Source organism: Planococcus donghaensis (genome assembly GCF_001687665.2).
GTDB lineage: Bacteria > Bacillota > Bacilli > Bacillales_A > Planococcaceae > Planococcus > Planococcus donghaensis.
The window spans coordinates 341,854-361,695 of record NZ_CP016543.2 but is presented as its reverse complement, the minus strand read 5'-3'; the positions used below and the strand labels follow the sequence as shown (position 1 = coordinate 361,695).

Genomic DNA, 19,842 nt, shown 5'->3' with positions numbered 1-19,842 from the left:
TCCTCATTCCTAACAAAACTAACAGCAACGAATACCGGTTAATGGGGATTTATCCATGCCCATGCGTAAATGCCAATCGTGAAATTCTTCTATCATATACGGATACAATTCCAGCGTGTAATAATACACAGGATTCGGAATCCCTAACATCTCCGAGTACAACATGAGCAAAAAGAGATCATCTTCATCTCGTAGTTCACGTGCAATTTCAGTGCGATGTGGCAATTCAAGGACAGCCTCATAAAAAGCAATCAATTGTTTTAATTTATCGAACACCAACATATCGACACCTCTTTCTAATATAAATGGAAGGGATCACAATATTCATGATCCCTTACCCATTTTTATATTTTATTCATCCCCTGAGAAATTAGGGTCTGTTTTGTTCAACAATGCTTGGACTGCAGTTAAAATGATCCAGAGCGTAAAGACAAAAATGATTGCTCCAAATATGAACAGCAGCATACTTGGCTGTTTGGCATACCATGCCCATTGCAAGAACACTTGCTGGAACATGGCCCAAAGCGTCATAAACATCAAGAAAATCATTGGAACGATAGTGATGATGTAATTTCGCCCGAGTTTTTTCAGCCAAATGGAGATTAGTAATAAACTGATACCCGCTAACAACTGATTGGCTGTTCCAAACAATGGCCATAACAAGTATCCACCTGAACCAAAACCATTTGGTCCTTCAGGAAGTAACACAAGTGCAGCACTTGCACCGACCGCAATGGTTGTTGCCACATGTTTTTTCTCAAGAGACGGAATTTTGTATTCGACTCCAAGTTCTGAAATAATATAACGCATTAATCGAACTGACGTATCCAAAGTAGTCGCTGCAAACGACACAACAATAATCGAAACAATGGTCGAAGCAACGTCGGCCGGAATCATCAATCCTTGCGCTAGTCCTGTAGCCCCTTCGATAAAAGCACCTAACCCTGCTCCGTTAGAAGCTTGGAAACTACTATAAGTGGCAAAAAACGACTCGCGGTCAGGGAATAACGTAATAACAGCAATAATCGAAATTAATGCCAAAACGCCTTCTCCGACAGCCCCTAAATAACCGACAAAACGAGCATCGGTTTCTTTATCTAGCTGTTTTGAAGTTGTTCCAGACGACACAAGCCCGTGGAATCCAGAAATCGCACCACAAGCAATCGTAATGAACAATAACGGGAACCAAGAAATATCGGCATCTGGATTTGTCATCGGTGCCGTAATTTCAGGATTTGTGAACAGTAACCCCAGATACAAAATACCAAGCCCGACAATCAACTGGTGGGAGTTGATAAAATCACGCGGCTGAAGTAACTTCCAAACCGGTAATGTAGATGCAATATAAACGTAGATCATTAAAACGATGATCCAAATAAAGAACGCCGTTGAAATAGGATCAAGTCCAAATATTCCTGTTCCGTTTTCTCCCCCCATATATTGAACAAGATCAATTTGTAGAAAGCTCACTTGGCTCGCAACAATGGCAGTTATGTACATAATCGCCAAAGCAAATATTGACGGAATAAGCATTTTTTTGTTTTTCTTATAAACAGCATGACCAATCCACATCGCTAAAGGAATCTGGATAAATACCGGTACCACACTAGCAGGATAAGAAATGAATAGCTTGGCAATAACCCAAGCAAATACGGCGTTGACCATTAACACTAAAATTAAAATAATAAATAAGAACAACACTTTTCCTCGTTGCCCAATCAAACGGTGAGCAAGTGTTCCCACTGACTGTCCTTTGTTTCGAACAGATAACACCAATGTCCCAAAATCATGAACACCTGCTGCAAATACTGTTCCAAGTACTACCCACAGTACTGCTGGTAACCATCCCCAATACACCGCAATGGCTGGACCTAAAATAGGAGCAGCTCCAGCGACTGAAGTAAAATGATGACCCCACAAGACAAATTTATTAGTAGGTACAAAATCGACACCATCTTTAAAGCGATGTGCAGGTGTAACGTAATTCGGATCGAGCTTAAAAATTCTCTCTGCTATGAATTTGGAATAAAAGCGGTAACCAAGTATAAAAATAAAAATCCCAATAGCAGCTAATGCAATCGCATTCATTTTCCCAACCCCTTTTTCTCATCTTAAACAAGCGCATGAAAGCGCTTGTATGTTCATCATAGTTGACTGTCTAAAGAATGTAAATGTTCTGACAAATATTTCTTTTTACTTCCAAAGAAATTTATCGGCTAGCTAATTTCACTAGCTAAAAAACTGTTGCTTACAAGTTACTACTGGTTTTTTGTTTCTCTTCATATAGCTTTAATTTTGTATAAATCGTTTCCAAAATCGGGACAGAAACGGTCACTTTTTTAGCTTGAGTAAGTAAATAACCTTGTAAATGTTCGAATTCAGTGGGCTGCTGTTTTTCAATATCTCGCTGCATAGACGACTTCATTTCTGGTGCCATGCTGTTCATTCGGTTTAACTGAATTTCAGCAATTCCTTGTTGAATGGGCGCCTCTATTTTCTCCATTATAGTGACTAGCTCGTCTAGAAATGCTTTTATGGTACGCTGACCCGATTCGAGGTCTCTAATTGGTCCTATGGGCGCCTCCATCATGGCAGTAATGCCTGACATAGCCGTTATAAACAAATATTTATGCCACATGTCCTGGTTGATGTTCTCACTCTTTACAAACTCTGCTTTTGTGCCCCTAAAGCATTGTTCTAACTTTTCAATACGTTCGGTTTTTTCACCCGTACGTTCTCCATAAACCAATTGATTAATCGGACTCGTTTGAACGATTGTCCCGTCTTCCGATAGTGTTGTTTCGACAAAGCATAACCCGCCGATTACCTGTTTCTCTCCAAATGCCTTAATCAAAAGTTCCAGATGGGCAATTCCATTTAGCAAAGGTAAAATCATCGTTTCTGGTCCAACGAATGATTGAATATCCTTTATCGCCTGTTCAAGATGATACGATTTCGTTGAAACCAATATCACATCAAATGGCTGACTGCTATCGTCTTTTGTCAGTAACTTTGGCGTCACTTGAAGATCACCATTTTTGCTCCTAATTTTCAAACCGGTTTGCTGTAATTTTTCTTTTCTTTGTTCTCTTACTAAAAAAGTAACATCTTCTCCTTTTTCGAGTAACCGCCCTCCGAAATATCCACCGATTGCACCGGCACCCACTACTAAAATTTTCATCCGTCCACTCCTTTATACCTTTTCATATCAGTTTTTCTTTTTTGCCGAAAGACGCATCACGGTCTCAACACTAATTTCCCAATGGTCTTTCTTCCTTGTAATGAGTAATGTGCTTTCGCAGCATCCTCTAATGGATAAACTCCACCAATCGTCAAAACCAACTCTCCACTCTTCATATAAGCAAGTAATTCGTTAAAGCTTTGGTGGATTAAGTCGGGATACCGCATAATTTGTGGCAGGAAAAATCCAATAACCGATTGATTTTTCCGCATTAACTGTCCTGGACTAAAAGAAGATTGTTCTCCACTAGCAGCGCCGAAGACCACAATTCGGCCAAACGGAGCCAAACATTTTAAAGTTTTATTAAATACTTCCCCACCGACCATTTCCAGTGCCAAGTCCACACCTCGACCACCAGTAATGTTTTTGACTTTGTCGACCCATCCTTCTTCTGTGTAGTTTACTAAATGTGTTGCCCCCATTTTCTGTGCATGAAATAACTTTTCTTCGGTACTAGCCGTCGCAACAATGGTTTCCGCTCCAAAGATCCGAGCCAATTGTACGGCAATTGCCCCAACTCCCCCTGCAGCAGCATGAATTAATACCGTCTCTCCTTTTTGAATCCGTCCCATCGTTTTTAATATATGGTATGCACTTAACCCCTGTAACGGAAGTGCGACAGCTTGATCAAACCCGACTCCTTCTGGAATTTTGGTCAACACACTTTCATCGACTGCAGCAAATTCCGCATATCCTGCAGAACCGATTAAGGCCACGACCCGATCTCCTGCTTTAAAATTCTCTACATTTTTTCCGCTCGCAACTATTACTCCTGCCACTTCTGATCCTGGAATATAAGGCAATTCCGTTTGAACAACATACTTCCCTTCCCGTCTAGCTGTATCTGCATAATTGATCCCAATTGCTTTTACTTCCACAATAACTTCTGTATCAGCAAAATCTGGTTTTTCAACTTCCACAAGTTGCAAAACTTCCGGTCCACCAAACTCTTCGAATTTTATAGCTTTCATTAGTACTCCTCCTAAAAAATATATTGGTTTGACTCTAATAAGTTTTTGGCGATTTGTCGCTTCACTTTACCCAGTCCACTCTTTTGTAATCGACTCAATTCACTTGAGACAACTGCCGTATTGTGCGCTAATTGATTTTCGGCAGAAGCAGCCTGCAGTATTTTGCGCGCAATCATTTCCACTTCGAGCAATATATCACCGGTCATTGCTTGTGCCATTAACGTTTTTTGTATATGTTGTTCTTTTGTTTCAGGTTCGAGCGCTTTTGCAGTCCTTATTACAGCAGATTCCAAAGAATACAATGCGATGCCGATATCTGCTAATCCCATTAAAATTTCTTGTTCCTCCATTAGCTCTCCATTATAGGTTTCATAACAAATTCCGATACAAAAAAGAAAGACTCGCCGAATTGCATGAATCGCTTCTAATTCTGTGGAAAGAACATGATCATCTATAGATTTTGGTGCTTTCAATTCTTCCACCGCGGATGCTGTCAGTTGTTGCAATGGAATTTTCCCTTTAGCAGTCTGTTTCAGTAAATTTCCAATGATAAGCAATCTGTTTACTTCGTTAGTTCCTTCAAAAATCCGATTGATCCGTGAATCTCGATACAGTTGTTCAATTTTGTATTCTTTTATAAACCCATAGCCACCATGCAATTGAAATGCTTCATCCACGACAAAATCTAACGTTTCCGAACCATGTACTTTGCAAACCGCGCACTCTACTGCATATTCCATCAATTGCTTTGCAATGTCATAATGATTTTCTGAAGCGTATAGATCTCCTAATGCACTTTCAAGATAGCCAGCTGTTCGATATTGCAATGATTCGGAAGCGTAAATTCGAAGAGCCATATGAGCTATTTTTTCTTGTGTTGCTGAAAAGTCGGCAATCGCTTTGCCAAATTGACGACGCTCACTCGTGTAGTTTAATGTAAGCTCCAAAGCATATTTTGCCGCCCCCATACAGGCAGACCCTAAATTATAGCGACCTAAATTTAAAACGTTTAATGCAATGACATGCCCTTTGCCAATATCACCAAGTAGGTTTTCTACCGGCACTTTACAGTCTTCAAAAATCACGGCGCGCGTTGAGGAACCTTTAATCCCCATTTTCTGTTCTTCGGGACCTAGTGATAAACCCGGATGGTCTTTTTCAACGATAAATGCTGTAAAAGCCCTTCCGTCTACTTTTGCATAAACAATGAATGTATCTGCAAATTCCGCGTTGGTAATAAACATTTTTGTTCCATTTAATATGTAATGAGTCTGTTCTTCGTTAAGTTTCGCTGTTGTCTTTCCGGACAAAGCATCCGAACCTGCACCTGGTTCTGTCAGGCAATATGCTCCGATAAATTCTCCTGAAGCAAGTTTTGGCAAATACGTTTCTTTTTGCTGCGAGGTACCAAAATAAGTTATTGGCAAAGTTGCTATACACGTATGATTGGAATGCGCCACTCCATAACTCCCGGCTGAACCAAGAGATTCTCCGACTAATCCTTTACTAATTTTATCGAGACCAAGTCCACCATAATTCTCTGGCACACTATGACCAAGTAGTCCTAGCTCTCCAGCTTTTTCAAACAAAGTTTGAACTACTTTGAAATTTTGTTTTTCAATTTCCTCATTTTTTGGCCGCACTTCTTTTTCTAAAAAACGTTTTGCTGTTTTTGCAATCAACCGGTGTTCTTCCGTAAAATCTTCTGGCGTGAAAAAGTTATTAGATGCTTGATATAGAAAAGCTGCACCTGTATAGGCTAAAGTTTTAGTTTCCACTATGGCTTTCCTCCACAACTAAATATTTCTCCAGTTTCTTACGTTTATCATCAGGCAAAGCTTCACTTTTTTGTGTCTCAAAATTAAAGTGCACTGCACTTGCTTCACCTTTTGCAATCAATTCTCCGCTCTGTGCATCTTTAATTTTGTGCACAAGTTGAAAACTTGAATTTCCCATATGACTCACTTCTGTCAGAACGATTAATTGTTGGTTATAATGTCCTTGTTTTACAAAATCACATTTGATGGATGCCAAAATAATACTCCAATTATTAACATCGTCACCAAACCCTAATTCTGCAAAGAAATCAGTCCGTGCTTCTTCTAAGTAAATAAAATAACTAATGTTGCTTATGTGACCCAACGCATCTGTTTCACAAAATCGTGCTTTCACTGGGATTTCAAACACCATCTTTCTTCCTCCCTTCCTTATCAAGCAATGCCATGAAGAATTAAATCACTATATATACGTGCTAATTGATCCGCTGAAATCTTCCCTAATGGGTTAAACCATTGATAACTCCAATTCGTGACTCCCAAAATAGCAAAAGCGACCATTTCGGGTTCAAGCCCACTTCGAAACTCATTTTTAGCAATTCCTTCACTTATAATTTCCTCTAAATTTTTCCTGAAGTGCTCACGTTTCTTTTTTACCTTTACCGCATTGTCTCTGTCTAAGTGACGCATTTCTCGGAAAAACACTTTGCCACTTGGTCCATGATTTGCAATATCTGCAATTAGTAGTGCGATCAGTCGTTCTAGTTTCGTGCGATTGCTGTGATGTTCTTGACGAATGGCTTTTTGTCGCTCTAATAATTCGTCGATATAGCTTATATGAATATCCATTAACAATTGTTCTTTACTTGAGAAATAATAATAGAAAGTTCCTTTCGTAACCCCTAACTCTCCGACAATATCTTGAATGGAGGTTTCAGTAAAACCTTTTTTCTCAAACAAAAGAATGCTCGTTTGCTTAATTTTGTTTTTCATCATTGTTCGCCGCCATTCGTTTTCCTATGAACTAAAGAACGTGCATGCCTCCGTCAACGACAACGACATCTCCCGTTATGTAATCCGATGCCTTTGATGCTAAAAATAAAGCAGTTCCTTTTAGATCTTCTTCGGTGCCAAATCGGTTTAAAGGTGTTTTAGCGAGTAAACCTTCTTGACCTCTTTCCATTACTGATTTAGACATTTTAGTGGGAAAGAATCCGGGTGCTATCGCATTGACATTAATATTGTGCTGCCCCCATTTGGCAGCTAAATCTTTCGTGAACGTGATAACCGCACCTTTGCTCGTATTGTAGCCAATGGTATCCATCAACGTTGGATCAATCCCACCCAATCCGGCAACTGATGCAATGTTAATGATTTTCCCACTGTTTTGTGCAATCATGGTTTTTCCAACTTCACGGCTCATTAAGAACGTACCTGTCACATTGACATCCATTACTTTTTTCCATGCCTCTAGTGGCATATCAATAACTGGTGCTCCCCAAGTTGCCCCAGAATTGTTTACTAAAATATCAATTGAACCAAACTTTTCTAGCGTTTTTTGAATCACATTTTCTACATCACTTTCACTTGTCACGTCACAAGCTAACGCCAGTGTTTTTACTCCCATTTGCTCAAGCTTGTTTGCCGTTTCTTGACAAGCTTCAAGCTTTCGAGAACAGACGACAATATTGGCTCCTGCTTCAGCAAAAGCTTCTGCCATCATTGCACCAAGCCCTCTGCCTCCACCTGTAATAATGGCGGTCTTTCCATCTAACTTAAATAAATTCATGACGGTCATCTTTTGTCCTCCTTGTAGTCAAACCTACTTTATACTAACTAGTCGGTATGTTCAGAATACTTAAACTTCATGTTAGCCCTTTCATTTTTTTATTGCAAGATGCACATGACAAAAAAAATAAGCGGATTTATTACCTGAGTAATAAATCCGCTTGCTTCTTACTTATCATCATCTTTGTTTTTTTGTTGATCGTCCTCTTTGGCTGCTTTATCCGCTTTTTTAAAATCTTCGTTGTAATGTACTTCTTGTGCGGAACTTAAATCCAAATCTTTATCTGTCAATTTTTCATGCGGTTCTTTTTCGTTACTCATTTTCACCAGTCCCTTTCTAATTTAGTATCTACCCTTCTTTATTGCCATTTTTCCCGCTTAATTAACTGTTAAACATTTCGTTTTTTTACGAGTGTTGCAATTTGATAAAGATCTACATTTCCACCAGATAACACAACCGCAACTCTTTCATTTGGCTCGCCAACTTTACCAGCCATTACAGCTGCCAGAGCCGTCGCTCCTGATGGTTCTACTAATTGTTTGGTACGTTCTAGCAGAAATTGAAAGGCTTCTTTTATTTCTTCTTCTGTAACTAAGACCAATTCGTCTAAATGCTCTTGTAGAATGCGAAAGGTTAAATCTCCGGGCTGTGTAGTACGTAGCCCATCTGCAATGGTTGATGTTCCTGAAATTGCCGTGATTTTCCCCGCTTGAAGCGAAAGATATGTATCATTTGCACTTTCTGGCTCAACACCCACAACCCGAATTCCTGGTTTCGAATTCTTGACTGCACATAAAACTCCACTCATTAATCCGCCTCCCCCGACTGGTGCAACGATTACATCAAGATTTGGCAATTGCTCTAAAATTTCTAACGCGATTGTCCCTTGTCCAGCGATTACCGCCGCATCGTCATAGGGAGGAATGTAAACACCATTTCTTTCTTTGGCAAGTTGTTTAGCTCTTGGTATTCTTTCAGCAGACGTCTTTCCGCAGTACTCGATTTCTGCTCCGTAATCTTTAATGGCAGCTATTTTAGCACGACTCGCATCCTCTGGGACTATAATTACTGCTGACACTCCCAACTTACTGGCAGTGTAAGCAACCGCTTGCCCATGATTTCCGGATGATGCAGCTGTGACAAAGCTCGCGCCTGTTTCAACTGCTTGCATCACCGCATTTGTCGCTCCTCTTATTTTAAACGAACCTGTTTTTTGAAGATGCTCGGCCTTTAAGAATACTTCTCTTACACAATGCTTATTTAATTGTGAAGAAGTAAGGATTGGTGTCATGTGAATACGATCTTGTATTTTTTTATGTGCTTTTTCCACATCGTTTAAAGAGATCATTTTATCTACTCCTTTAACTTTCACTATGCCCATATCTTACCACGTCTAGCTAGATTGATTTAATTATTCAGATAATCACGCGAGTATTAAAGCCTCTTTCTTTCCTGTAAACTAAAATGGTATGAGTTGAAAGGGGTGGAGAAATTGTTAAAAAGACTGGTAGTTACCGGTTATAAACAACATGAACTTGGTATATTTGATGAAAAAAATCCAGGCATCCGCTTTATTAAAAAAGCATTAGAAAATCGGTTTCGTGCTTTGCTGGATGAAGGGTTAGAATGGGTTATTGTAAGTGGACAACTAGGGGTCGAAACTTGGGCTGCCGAAGTAGTTCTTGATATGAAAGAAGAATTTCCACAATTGAAATATGCTGTGCTGACACCATTTCTTGAACAGGAAAAAAGGTGGAACGAAACCAAACAGGAAAATTATCAGATGATAATCGATCAAGCTGATTTTCATCGAAGTTTAACGAGCAAACCTTACGAAGCCCCTTGGCAGTTTATCGAGAAAAACAAATTTTTTTTACGCAACTCTGATGGCATCTTGATTCTATACGATGAAGAAACAGATGGTTCACCTAAGTTCATCAAAAAAGAAGCCGAACGTTACGCAGAAAAATGTGACTATCAAGTATTAACTATAACAGGGGATGATTTACGGGTTGTGACAGAAGAAGAACAACTGAATGATTGGGATCATTAATAATGCATAAACTACTATCCTTTGTTGACTACGCAGCTTCTTTTCGGTAACCTTAACAACTATGTTAAAAAAATTATTATCAGGGGGAACTATGCAAAAAGCTTCGAAAGTCTTTTATATCACGTTTGCGCTAATTATTCTAACGGTCGCATTTGGAGTCATCGCGCCGGAAACATTTGAAGCTGCTACAGGCAGTATTCGCAACTATATCAATACAGCATTTGGTTGGTATTATTTAATGATTATGGGGATCTTAATGATATTCGTAGGCATTATCATCGTTAGTCCATATGGGAAAATTCGTCTTGGTAAAGACTCGGATCGCCCAGAATTTTCGACATTCAGCTGGATTTCCATGCTCTTTTCTGCAGGAATGGGTATCGGTCTTGTGTTCTATGGCGCTTCCGAACCGTTATCTCATTTTGCTGTTCAACCACCTACAGCAGAACCTGGCACGGATGCAGCGTTCAAAGAATCATTGCAACGGACCTATTTTCATTGGGGCATTCACATCTGGACGATGTACGGAATGGTCGCTTTATCTTTAGCCTTTTTCCAATTCAGAAAAGGAGAGCCTGCATTAATTTCTTCAACATTGAAGCCGATTTTTGGAGACAAAATGAATGGACCATTAGGGACGCTCGTTGATGTGCTCGCTGTTTTTGCTACAGTATTTGGTGTGGCAACTTCACTCGGCTTTGGCGCTGCTCAAATTAATGGAGGAATCGCTTACCTGTTCGGCGCACCACAAGAATACTGGGTGCAAATGATCATCATTGGCGTTGTTACTATTCTATTCATCATCTCTGCATGGTCTGGATTAAACAAAGGTATTAAATATCTATCTAATGTTAATATGATTGTCGCTGTCGTCTTGTTGGTATTGGTTTTAATACTCGGACCCACTCTTCTAATTTTGAATATGTTCACTGAAACTTTCGGAGAGTATATCCAAAACCTAATCAGCATGAGCTTTAAATCTGCCCCACTAGATGCGGATAATCGCAGTTGGTTAGACGGTTGGACCATTTTCTATTGGGCATGGTGGATTTCATGGGCACCTTTTGTCAGCATGTTTATCGCCCGCATTTCAAAAGGTCGGACGATTCGTGAATTTCTTACTGGCGTAGTCATTGCACCGACAGTGTTTGGCTCGATCTGGTTTGCGACTTTTGGAACAACTGCTATCAACCTTCAAAAAAGTGGCATCGACTTGACTGCTTTTCCAACCGAACAAACCTTATTTGCAATGTTTAACGAACTACCTTTTGGATTTGTTATGTCGATTATCGCAATTTTACTCGTTAGTACATTCTTTATCACATCAGCTGATTCAGCGACTTTTGTTTTAGGAATGCAATCTACACGCGGATCATTACTACCCAGCAATCAAATCAAGATTTTATGGGGAATTGCACAATCAATGATTGCGGCCATCTTATTATCAGTGGGTGGTTTAGCAGCTGTACAAAATACGATTATTATCGCGGCATTGCCATTTTCATTCGTCATTATTCTCATGCTTTTTGCTTTAGTTAAAGCATTAAATTTAGAATTAAAAATGATGAAAAAATAATATTAAATAGCCGGCTTCAGAAATATTCTGAGGCCGGCTTTTCTTATGGCTTAACTCAAAAGGGTTGGGGTATAGAATAACTAGATAGTAGACTCGGAGGTGTTTTGTACATGCATACAGAAACCAAAAAAATCATTCAAGACTCATTAGATGCCTTGTTTGAAAACGAGACATTTTTACCCGATATCCCCAATCGAACACAAGCTTTCACTTCACTAAGCGCGATTCTCTCCACACCCAATAATATACATAAATCTTTTCTTCGGGTTCCCCTGGATGATGAGAGCGTGGTAAGAATCCCTGCTTATCGTGTCCAACACAATAATGCACTCGGCCCTTACAAAGGTGGGATCCGTTTTCATGAAAGTGTCAATGAGGAGGAAGTGGTTAACCTCGCCTTATTGATGACTTTAAAAAACGCACTTCACCAAGTACCGTTTGGCGGGGGCAAAGGCGGTATTGCCATAAACCCACACGAATACTCAGCCAAAGAACTAAATGCTATTTCCAGAAAATATGTCCGGTATTTTTCTGACGTTATCGGGCCAGACAAAGATATCCCAGCACCAGACATGGGTTCCGGTGAACGAGAAATGGATTGGATGATGGCTGAATATAAACTGATTCACCCTGGCATAGCCTATCTGGGAAGTTTTACTGGTAAGAGCGTGGTTAACGGCGGCTCTCTCGGAAGACGAGAAGCAACTGGCAAAGGCGTATACTTTACCTTTCGCTATTTGCTTTATGATTATGTAAAAGCAAATGAGGAACTATTGTCGAAAAGCGACAATCCTTTTGCTAAAACGACATTAGAAATTTACAATCGTCCCTTAAAAATGGCTGTTCAAGGATTTGGAAACGTAGGCTCTGTGGCCGCATTAGAGGCTTATAACTGTAAATTGATTCAGCACAAGATTGTGGCTGTGAGTGATCGAAATGTTACTTTATTCAACGAAGAGGGCTTAAATATTCCAGCGCTGGTCGACTTCACCAAAACCAATGACGGTGATTTACCTTCGACCGAAAAACAATTACTGGATGCTGAGGTCAAAGCTGAAATTAAAGATCGAAACAGTCTTGTCACGTTGCCCGTCGATGTCCTGCTCCTTGCTGCAATGGAAAACCAAATTCGAGAAGATAATATGAAAGATGTAAAAGCACGCATTATTATTGAAGGGGCGAATGCGCCAACTACCACTGAAGCCGACCATTATTTCAATGATAAAGGTGTCGTCATCATTCCTGATATACTAGCCAATGCTGGCGGTGTGATTGTTTCTTACTTTGAGTGGCTGCAAGGCCGTGAAACACAATTTTATACAGAAAAAGAAGTTTATCGTTTATTGATCAAAAAAATGAAAGAAACAATGGATATGATGTTGCCACAATATTACGGGGATCCTTTTGCCCTTCGGCAAAATTGCTTTATTCATGCGGTCATGCGTTTATCCACTGTCCTTTACCACCAAGGGAAACTTTACTAAATACTAAAAAGCACAGCCCTAAAAATGGGCTGTGCTTTTTAAGTTTCTATAGTTCTCCGGTGATGAGAAATTTGATACGCATGGTGACGAAAGTTTAATATCCGGTCCTCTGAGCATTCAATTCCCGCTGTCATAATCGTTGGATCAAAAACAATATTTTCTGCCTCTTCTGTAGCTTCTGTGATGGTTAAAGTTCCTAGTGTTAATTTTTCTCGTTCTTTCGGCCATTCCTTTGTCGGGTCATCCGTAGGATCTTCTGGTTGGCCCAATAGAATATCCAATCGGAATTTCACGGGTCCTTTGGCAACCCGATCTTCAATCTCTTTTTCAAAAGAACCGGTAGATAAAGAAACGGTATCAAGTGGTGACAAAGTCTCTACACCGACTTCAGGTTCCCAGAGATATTTAATCGGCTGACGCTGATCCTCCTCATTAATAAAATAAAAAGCATGAACTGCGTAATATTGACCCGTAGCAAAACTAGAAGGAGCCTGCATTTTGCGGATATTAGTAAGCATCGCTCCACTTTCAGGATAGTCCGCTAATAAACTCCCCAGTTCTTTTAAGCTAGGTTTTCCTTTTTTAAACGATTTTACTACACCGAGTATCTCACTAAAGATCTCAGGGGTTTTCGCAAAGAAGATTGGTGAGGTGACGCCAACGATATTCGTCACTTCCCCATTTGCTAAAAGGAATTGAACAGCCATTCCTTTAACTGGAGACATTGCATCGGTCCATTTGGGATCTGGAGAAAAATGCGAAAAACGCACCAATGCTTCACTTTCTCCACTTTGAAAGTGAGGTGCTTTAGTTAAATGATTGGCTGAACCTGTGGCGGTAAAATATCCTCGATAACTTTTCCCTCTTGCATGAGCTCGCCGGTAACCTGCCGGAACGTCAAACACCTTTTCAATTCGATCAACAGTCGTTTTTGCTAGTCTGTCCATCTCCATCACCTCTTATGGTCATTCATACCCCTTTTCTCCATATTTAACATCGCTGCTTTACAATTCAACCCAAAAAGCCACCCTCTAGAGGGCGGCTTTTTGCTTATTATTATTTAAATTCACCATCGTTAATGTTGTATAGGTAACTCCAGTTGTCTGCTTTGTACAATTGATGGAAAGTCAGGCGGTCTCCTGTACCTAGAACTACTTCTTCATCCACAATCGCTACTACCATTGCAGTTCCTGTATTATCCAAGTTCAAGTAAACATCGCCAATAGAAGGTCGAATTGCACTCTTTTCACGCAACACTTCTTCTAATTGAGCATCTTGTTCCAACTGTTCAGCTGAAACTTTCGACTTATCAAGATAAATAATATCATTGCTGCCTGCTGCTTCTCCTGGAGACATGACAAGAAACTCTTTTGCTTTTACGGTATTTTGGCGCGTCGTAATTACATTGTTTCCTTCAACAGATTCTACTTTTTCGAACTCATTCAATGAATAATGATCCATATAATCCGGGTCCGGTTTCGTAATTAAGATATAACCGCCTTCTTCAGCTGGTTGGTTCTCAAGTAACGTATACCGAGATCCGAAAAACAAGAACGAGTCCATATGTTTCGGTTTATACAATGTAATTTCTTCTGCTTTACAGTCTACTTGCTCCATATCTTTGACCCGGAACATCAATACTGACTTTTTAGCGAGTGGTTTTACAGAGTACACCTTGTGTAACTCATTTTGATAATAAACAAATTGTCCTTTTCTTACTTGAAGTAATTTCATCATTAACCCTCCGATACTATCATTGCCATGGCTTTATTCTAGAGGAAAAATCGGTAGAAGTCCATGCAGGCACTCGAATTGTTTGGTATGCTACTTATCATCAAGCTATTTATAGGGGAGGTGTTCTACATGAACAACGAAAATCGTGATGAATACATCATCAAAAAATACCAACAAGACGAGTTGATTATGGTTCAGCTTTTTGTTCAATGGTGTATGAATTACGACCGAGATCCAGCTGAACTTTATCAGCGTGCATACCCAGGTCAACTTCTAAGCCCCGTTTTGACTGAGGCAATCGAGCAATCAGACATAGAACCATTAGAGGTCGATCACCATACTTTGTTAGAAATTCTTCAGCTTTTCGGCAATGATGATTTGGCATTTGTTGTTTCAGAAGAAATTGAAAAACTTTAAAAAAAGTAAAGGTCTAGTGTAGATACACTTGATCTTTTATTTTGTTCGTTTTCTTAACTTTTTTGCTTTTTGTTCAATATGACTAGTCCGTAAGTTTTCGTATCGATTAGATGCGATATTGCTGTATATTTCGTCAAAATTCGGCTCTTCTGTAACCGGCTCGATTTCCGGCTCAGGCTCAACTACTTCTGCAGCTTCTGGATGTTTAACTTGCTCTTCTTTATTGTTCTCTACCATCATCAAGCACTCCTTCTCTAGCTTTGTTCACCTTATTTAGCAAAGGAAGCCGGCATAACTACCGCCGTTACTTCACCTGTTGCGCAAAGAGTATCTCCAGCATAGACTTCTGTGTTCACTTTAAATTTCTTTGGATGAATTTCTTCGATTTTTCCAACTGCCTTTAACATGATTCCTTGAGGTGTGGGCTTTAAATAATCAACATGTAAAGAAGCAGTAACAAAACGCGGTGGGGTTTCGCCACTACCCGGTTCAAAACCATTTTTTCGATGAAGCGCTAAAGAAGCTGACCCTGTTCCATGGCAATCTACTAACGAGGCAATCAAGCCACCATAAACATATCCTGGAATAGCTGTGTGCTCTTTTTTTGGCTCATACAACGTAATTGTTTCTTCACCATGCCAGGCTGTCCGAAATTGGTGTCCGTTCTCATTAAGTCGACCGCAACCATAACACCACGCGAAGTCTTCTGCATACTCATCTTGTATGGCAACTACCGAATGTTCTCCCATAACCGATTCCCCTTTTATGAAATGAAAAATTAGTCTCATACAAACCTCTTTGAATGTTAGCTTATACAAACAGATTACACCAAAAAATCTGATAGTTCAAAATGCAAAGAGAAAAGCATGATCCTTTTCATCAGATCATGCCTCCCTCTTTTTCCATCTCTCGAAAATCCTGAGAGATTTTTTGCACGCGGAAAATTTTATTAAATTCTTTCTACAAACTGTAAATCTCTGACGAACATGAAACTCTCGTCATTGCAGTTTAGTTACGCTGACTGTCATTTGCCAATAAGGCAATTAGGTTCACATCTACATCTCAGTGAATTTGTCGGTTCTGCAGTCAGGCTTTCAATTGCACTTCCACAAAAAACTTACATCTTACTGTTTGAAACACTTTCCGGATAGAAACCTGATTAACTATGGTTCCTGACAAGAGTGAATATCGTCAGTAAAGCAAATTTCCCGCCAAGGCTGTGCAGTTTCTCGTTAAAAGGCGATTCTGAATCGAATCCAGTCGTGTCTTTCAACGGTAATTCCGCCTTGTATTTGTATAGTACCCACCTTAATGATATATATAAACCTATTTTTTAAATATTTTTTATATTCTTAACTATTTTTTTTACATTTTTGTAATTGCCGATTATACTAATAATTAGTTCGATATCCGTAATACATAGAGGAGAGATTTGTTTGGTTAAAAGTTTGCCCGCACGCTCAGCTGTTCCTGTTGAAGAAACATGGGATTTATCTAGTTTAATTAGTAGTTCTCCTGACTTCAACCAACAACTAGAAGATTTGGAACAACAAGCAGAAGCTATAAACGAAAAATTTCAAGGCACAATTATAGATACAGAATCAATTACTCAGGTCTTAACAGCGTATATGAGGTTTATGGAAAAAATGGTGTTGTTAAGTACGCACGCAAACTTAACCGCAAGTACAGATCAAACCAATGATGAAGCTCAATTGCAAGCGAGTAAATTTGGTGCTACTGCTGCTAAAATCGGGAGTCAACTGTCTTTTATCACAAGTGAACTTCTTGCTTTGCCCACCGAAACACTCGAACAAGCGATGGAAGAATCAACGGAATTCCGTGTTTTCCTAAAAAAATTACTGCGTAAAAAACCTTATCAATTGCATCCAGAAGCGGAAAAAAGCTTAGCTGCTTATTCTTCCACTTTTAGCGCACCTTATGGTCTTTACAACACTACAAAAATGAGCGATATCGATTTTGAAGATTTCGAAGTAAACGGGCAGAAGTATCCTTTAAGCTATGGCTCTTTTGAAGGCGACTGGGAAGCTGAGACAAATACTGAGCTCAGACGGGCAGCGTTTGATGCTTTTTCAAAAAAATTAAAAGAGTATCAACAAACAACTGCCAAAACTTATGATATGCAATTACAAACAGAAAAAACCACTGCTGACTTGCGGGGATATGACAGTATTTTTGACTACCTGTTGTTTAATCAGGAAGTAGACCGTACTCTTTACGATCGCCAAATAGATTTGATCACAACTGAACTCGCTCCACATATGCGCAAATATGCGAAATTGCTGCAAAAAGTTCACGGACTCGACCGGATGACTTTTGCTGATTTAAAAATTTCTTTAGATCCGAGCTATGAACCTGAGATTACAGTAGCTGAATCTAAACAGTATATTGATGACGCTCTTTCGATTATGGGACCTGATTATCTTGAAATGGTCGATCGTTCTTATTCTGAAAGATGGATTGATTTTGCACAAAACAAAGGAAAGTCAACAGGAGCTTTCTGTTCAAGTCCTTACGGTGACCATCCCTATATTTTAATTTCTTGGACAGGTCGGATGAATGAGGTCTTTGTATTAGCTCACGAACTTGGCCATGCTGGCCATTTTTATCATGCGCATCAAGAACAAAACATCTTTAACGGAAGGCCGTCGCTTTACTTTATCGAAGCTCCTTCGACAATGAATGAAATGCTCGTTGCCAATCATTTATTAAAAAACTCGGCGGACCCGAAGTTTAAACGCTGGGTCATTTCATCAATCGTTGCTAGAACTTATTACCATAACTTTGTTACTCATTTGCTTGAAGCCGCTTATCAACGTAAAGTGTACGAGCGCATTGATGCAGGACAAAGTGTAAATGCCGGCATTTTAAACTCGATCAAACGAGGTGTACTAGAAGATTTCTGGGGAGATACTGTAGAGATAAATGATGGTGCGGAGTTAACTTGGATGCGTCAGCCTCATTACTATATGGGCTTGTATCCATATACGTACAGTGCCGGTCTAACTATCTCCACACAAGTATCTAAACGTATTTTAAAAGAAGGACAACCTGCTGTAGACGAATGGCTAGAAGTTCTAAAAGCTGGAGGCACTAAAAATCCGGTAGAACTTGCACAAATGGCCGGCGTCGACATCACGAGTGAACAACCGCTTCGCGATACTATCGCTTACATCGGCGAACTAATTGATGAACTGGTTAACCTAACAGAAGAAATCGAAGCTGACTAGAAAAGCGCAAGCGGCTGTGTAGTCCCGACAGGCTTAAGGCAGAACACGCAGGAAATCCCGATTTCCGTAGTGGGCTGCCTTAAGACCCCGAGGGACTAGCCGCTGGAGCCTGGACAATAAGAAAAGCGCAAGCGGCTGTGTAGCTCTGCCGGGCATAAGACAGATTGGTGAAGCGGCGTTCTTTGCCGCACAGCCAAGATGGCTTATGACCCAAGGAGCTAGCCCCTGGAGCCTGGACATTAGAAAAACCGGACGCACTTCCTACACGCGTCCGGTTTTTTTACGTTGTTTTAATAACTGTTCTATCAAAATGGCAATAATGGTTCCTGTGATTAATCCGTTTGATAGCGTTGCTGCTACAACCGATGGCAAGTTAGCCATGCTTTCTGGAGAAACAAACATAATGCCCACTCCACTCATCAGTCCGAAAGCTGCTACTTTATAAGAATGAAGGCGGTCTTTTTCATTTTCCAATTCAACAAAAGCCATCTCAACCATTTTGGTAAATACCGCAAAAATAACAGCATATGCTACAGGAGCTGGTAAAGACGCAAGCGTTGCCATAAGTGTTGGAAAAAAACTAATCAGTACTACCAGGATACCCCCAAAAATAAAAGGTCTAAGTGTAGGTGTTCTAGTCGCACTAACAAATCCAGCCGCCCCTGAGATCGGCACAGGCCCGATAGAAGAAAACAAGCCTGCCACAATATGATTAATACCAGAGGCTGCCGATGCTTGTTTAATCCGATCAGGTGCATGAATCGAAAAGGAGTTCTTTAATACACTTTCCATTACCCGAATCGATGCCATCATATTGGCAAGTAGTAAAATCGTTAAAAACAACGCAGTGACGAACATGCCACTGTCCCAAATTAACGGACCAAAAACAAACATCTCTGGCAAGGATATTAATGCACTTGTCGTTTCTGCAGTTTCTGGTAGTTTTCCAAGAATCCAGAAAATGACCCAACCTGTAGCAATTGCAAATAATACTGAGTAACGACTCACCCATGGCAGTTTATGATTCATAAAAAAGAAAGTTAATAAAATAACAATAATACTACCGAACAAAACCTTGCCATCTACTGGATCTCCTTCTACTACAATGCCTAGTAAGCCTGCGATAATGGACTCACTAATTTGCAAGACCAATAACAAGAGATACACAAAGGTAATGGTAGGCGTAAACAAAACCTTCAACTTATCTACAAGACCCGTATAAGCAAAAACGATAAACAAAACGCCACTGTACAACAATCCGCTTTGCAGGGCTTGTAAGGATTCTTCCATCGTGGCATACATAATCCCGACTAATCCAGCGTAAACAATAAATATTCCCCACCACAAGCCAGCTGGTCCTTCGTTGATTGGCATGCGGTGTCCGATAAAGGCTTGCACTAAACAAGCAATTCCTAAAACAAACATTGTCCGTTGTAAGAAGAGGGTTGTATCTGTCGTATCCATGCCAAAAATACTGGCAATCGCAATTGGTGCTGCGATGGAAGAAGCGATTAGAAAAACTGCCCATTGCACTCCGCCAAAGATATTTTTCAT

At 40.0% G+C, this 19,842-nt stretch carries 20 protein-coding genes; 5 read left to right on the top strand and 15 right to left on the bottom strand.

Annotated features, from left to right (window positions below):
• Window positions 1–18: 18 nt before the first annotated feature.
• The 10 genes from BCM40_RS01910 to BCM40_RS01865 all read right to left on the bottom strand — a co-directional run bounded on the left by BCM40_RS01910 (window position 19) and on the right by BCM40_RS01865 (window position 9,124).
• Window positions 19–282, bottom strand: coding sequence for a cory-CC-star protein (locus BCM40_RS01910; protein ID WP_006829350.1), 264 nt, complete (start codon window positions 280–282; stop codon window positions 19–21).
• Between the two features lie 69 nt (window positions 283–351).
• A complete protein-coding gene (locus tag BCM40_RS01905; protein ID WP_065527398.1) occupies window positions 352–2,088 on the bottom strand; it encodes a carbon starvation CstA family protein in 1,737 nt (578 codons plus the stop codon).
• A gap of 160 nt (window positions 2,089–2,248) precedes the next feature.
• On the bottom strand, window positions 2,249–3,181 hold the full coding sequence (locus BCM40_RS01900) for a ketopantoate reductase family protein (RefSeq protein ID WP_065527399.1): 933 nt from the start codon (window positions 3,179–3,181) through the stop codon (window positions 2,249–2,251).
• A gap of 56 nt (window positions 3,182–3,237) precedes the next feature.
• On the bottom strand, window positions 3,238–4,212 hold the full coding sequence (locus BCM40_RS01895) for a quinone oxidoreductase family protein (RefSeq protein WP_065527400.1): 975 nt from the start codon (window positions 4,210–4,212) through the stop codon (window positions 3,238–3,240).
• Between the two features lie 11 nt (window positions 4,213–4,223).
• The gene (locus tag BCM40_RS01890) at window positions 4,224–5,993 is read right to left on the bottom strand and encodes an acyl-CoA dehydrogenase family protein (RefSeq protein ID WP_083394554.1); all 1,770 of its coding nucleotides are present in this window, start codon (window positions 5,991–5,993) and stop codon (window positions 4,224–4,226) included.
• The gene (locus BCM40_RS01885; protein WP_065527402.1) at window positions 5,980–6,402 is read right to left on the bottom strand and encodes an acyl-CoA thioesterase; all 423 of its coding nucleotides are present in this window, start codon (window positions 6,400–6,402) and stop codon (window positions 5,980–5,982) included. The genes BCM40_RS01890 and BCM40_RS01885 overlap by 14 nt, the downstream gene beginning before the upstream one ends.
• A gap of 20 nt (window positions 6,403–6,422) precedes the next feature.
• Window positions 6,423–6,980: a TetR/AcrR family transcriptional regulator gene (locus BCM40_RS01880; RefSeq protein ID WP_065527766.1), complete on the bottom strand. Its 558-nt coding sequence runs from the start codon at window positions 6,978–6,980 to the stop codon at window positions 6,423–6,425.
• A 31-nt stretch (window positions 6,981–7,011) separates the two neighbouring features.
• The gene (locus BCM40_RS01875) at window positions 7,012–7,785 is read right to left on the bottom strand and encodes an SDR family oxidoreductase (RefSeq protein WP_065527403.1); all 774 of its coding nucleotides are present in this window, start codon (window positions 7,783–7,785) and stop codon (window positions 7,012–7,014) included.
• A 158-nt stretch (window positions 7,786–7,943) separates the two neighbouring features.
• Window positions 7,944–8,096 (bottom strand): YfhE family protein, encoded by a 153-nt coding sequence (locus BCM40_RS01870; protein ID WP_065527404.1) that lies wholly within the window; start codon window positions 8,094–8,096, stop codon window positions 7,944–7,946.
• A 68-nt stretch (window positions 8,097–8,164) separates the two neighbouring features.
• Window positions 8,165–9,124: a threonine ammonia-lyase gene (locus tag BCM40_RS01865; RefSeq protein WP_065527405.1), complete on the bottom strand. Its 960-nt coding sequence runs from the start codon at window positions 9,122–9,124 to the stop codon at window positions 8,165–8,167.
• Window positions 9,125–9,268: 144 nt separating this feature from the next.
• On the opposite strand from BCM40_RS01865, the gene BCM40_RS01860 reads away from it, so the two are divergent.
• The 3 genes from BCM40_RS01860 (at window position 9,269) to BCM40_RS01850 (ending at window position 12,889) form a co-directional block, all read left to right on the top strand.
• Window positions 9,269–9,829: an SLOG family protein gene (locus BCM40_RS01860; protein WP_065527406.1), complete on the top strand. Its 561-nt coding sequence runs from the start codon at window positions 9,269–9,271 to the stop codon at window positions 9,827–9,829.
• 91 nt (window positions 9,830–9,920) lie between these two features.
• Entirely contained in the window at window positions 9,921–11,405 is a 1,485-nt protein-coding gene (locus BCM40_RS01855) for a glycine betaine uptake BCCT transporter (RefSeq protein ID WP_065527407.1), read from the top strand.
• 110 nt (window positions 11,406–11,515) lie between these two features.
• Complete coding sequence (locus tag BCM40_RS01850; protein ID WP_065527408.1) at window positions 11,516–12,889, top strand: Glu/Leu/Phe/Val family dehydrogenase; 1,374 nt, start codon at window positions 11,516–11,518, stop codon at window positions 12,887–12,889.
• 38 nt (window positions 12,890–12,927) lie between these two features.
• On the opposite strand, the gene BCM40_RS01845 is transcribed toward BCM40_RS01850, so the two are convergent.
• Together BCM40_RS01845 and BCM40_RS01840 are read right to left on the bottom strand one after the other, a co-directional pair.
• Complete coding sequence (locus BCM40_RS01845) at window positions 12,928–13,836, bottom strand: catalase family peroxidase (RefSeq protein WP_065527409.1); 909 nt, start codon at window positions 13,834–13,836, stop codon at window positions 12,928–12,930.
• A 109-nt stretch (window positions 13,837–13,945) separates the two neighbouring features.
• Entirely contained in the window at window positions 13,946–14,623 is a 678-nt protein-coding gene (locus BCM40_RS01840; RefSeq protein ID WP_065527410.1) for a hypothetical protein, read from the bottom strand.
• Window positions 14,624–14,752: 129 nt separating this feature from the next.
• Between BCM40_RS01840 and BCM40_RS01835 the strand changes: the two genes are divergently transcribed.
• Window positions 14,753–15,040 carry a hypothetical protein gene (locus BCM40_RS01835; protein WP_065527411.1) on the top strand — a complete coding sequence of 96 codons (288 nt, stop codon included), beginning with the start codon at window positions 14,753–14,755 and terminating at the stop codon, window positions 15,038–15,040.
• Window positions 15,041–15,076: 36 nt separating this feature from the next.
• On the opposite strand, the gene BCM40_RS01830 is transcribed toward BCM40_RS01835, so the two are convergent.
• Together BCM40_RS01830 and BCM40_RS01825 are read right to left on the bottom strand one after the other, a co-directional pair.
• On the bottom strand, window positions 15,077–15,277 hold the full coding sequence (locus BCM40_RS01830) for a hypothetical protein (RefSeq protein ID WP_065527412.1): 201 nt from the start codon (window positions 15,275–15,277) through the stop codon (window positions 15,077–15,079).
• Window positions 15,278–15,309: 32 nt separating this feature from the next.
• Window positions 15,310–15,789 carry a PaaI family thioesterase gene (locus BCM40_RS01825; RefSeq protein ID WP_065527413.1) on the bottom strand — a complete coding sequence of 160 codons (480 nt, stop codon included), beginning with the start codon at window positions 15,787–15,789 and terminating at the stop codon, window positions 15,310–15,312.
• Window positions 15,790–16,476: 687 nt separating this feature from the next.
• Between BCM40_RS01825 and pepF the strand changes: the two genes are divergently transcribed.
• Complete coding sequence (gene pepF / locus BCM40_RS01820) at window positions 16,477–18,288, top strand: oligoendopeptidase F (protein WP_065527414.1); 1,812 nt, start codon at window positions 16,477–16,479, stop codon at window positions 18,286–18,288.
• A gap of 261 nt (window positions 18,289–18,549) precedes the next feature.
• Here pepF and BCM40_RS01815 read toward each other — a convergent pair whose 3' ends face one another.
• Window positions 18,550–19,842, bottom strand: coding sequence for a purine/pyrimidine permease (locus BCM40_RS01815; protein WP_065527415.1), 1,293 nt, complete (start codon window positions 19,840–19,842; stop codon window positions 18,550–18,552).

What these genes read in the sequence shown, in the direction of transcription:
- BCM40_RS01910 (WP_006829350.1), bottom strand. Translation starts at nt 282, where the DNA reads ATGTTGGTGTTCGATAAATTAAAACAATTGATTGCTTTTTATGAGGCT.
- BCM40_RS01905 (WP_065527398.1), bottom strand. Translation starts at nt 2,088, where the DNA reads ATGAATGCGATTGCATTAGCTGCTATTGGGATTTTTATTTTTATACTT.
- BCM40_RS01900 (WP_065527399.1), bottom strand. Translation starts at nt 3,181, where the DNA reads ATGAAAATTTTAGTAGTGGGTGCCGGTGCAATCGGTGGATATTTCGGA.
- BCM40_RS01895 (WP_065527400.1), bottom strand. Translation starts at nt 4,212, where the DNA reads ATGAAAGCTATAAAATTCGAAGAGTTTGGTGGACCGGAAGTTTTGCAA.
- BCM40_RS01885 (WP_065527402.1), bottom strand. Translation starts at nt 6,402, where the DNA reads ATGGTGTTTGAAATCCCAGTGAAAGCACGATTTTGTGAAACAGATGCG.
- BCM40_RS01880 (WP_065527766.1), bottom strand. Translation starts at nt 6,980, where the DNA reads ATGAAAAACAAAATTAAGCAAACGAGCATTCTTTTGTTTGAGAAAAAA.
- BCM40_RS01875 (WP_065527403.1), bottom strand. Translation starts at nt 7,785, where the DNA reads ATGACCGTCATGAATTTATTTAAGTTAGATGGAAAGACCGCCATTATT.
- BCM40_RS01870 (WP_065527404.1), bottom strand. Translation starts at nt 8,096, where the DNA reads ATGAGTAACGAAAAAGAACCGCATGAAAAATTGACAGATAAAGATTTG.
- BCM40_RS01865 (WP_065527405.1), bottom strand. Translation starts at nt 9,124, where the DNA reads ATGATCTCTTTAAACGATGTGGAAAAAGCACATAAAAAAATACAAGAT.
- BCM40_RS01855 (WP_065527407.1), top strand. Translation starts at nt 9,921, where the DNA reads ATGCAAAAAGCTTCGAAAGTCTTTTATATCACGTTTGCGCTAATTATT.
- BCM40_RS01850 (WP_065527408.1), top strand. Translation starts at nt 11,516, where the DNA reads ATGCATACAGAAACCAAAAAAATCATTCAAGACTCATTAGATGCCTTG.
- BCM40_RS01845 (WP_065527409.1), bottom strand. Translation starts at nt 13,836, where the DNA reads ATGGACAGACTAGCAAAAACGACTGTTGATCGAATTGAAAAGGTGTTT.
- BCM40_RS01840 (WP_065527410.1), bottom strand. Translation starts at nt 14,623, where the DNA reads ATGAAATTACTTCAAGTAAGAAAAGGACAATTTGTTTATTATCAAAAT.
- BCM40_RS01835 (WP_065527411.1), top strand. Translation starts at nt 14,753, where the DNA reads ATGAACAACGAAAATCGTGATGAATACATCATCAAAAAATACCAACAA.
- BCM40_RS01830 (WP_065527412.1), bottom strand. Translation starts at nt 15,277, where the DNA reads ATGGTAGAGAACAATAAAGAAGAGCAAGTTAAACATCCAGAAGCTGCA.
- BCM40_RS01825 (WP_065527413.1), bottom strand. Translation starts at nt 15,789, where the DNA reads ATGGGAGAACATTCGGTAGTTGCCATACAAGATGAGTATGCAGAAGAC.
- BCM40_RS01815 (WP_065527415.1), bottom strand. Translation starts at nt 19,842, where the DNA reads ATGAAAAATATCTTTGGCGGAGTGCAATGGGCAGTTTTTCTAATCGCT.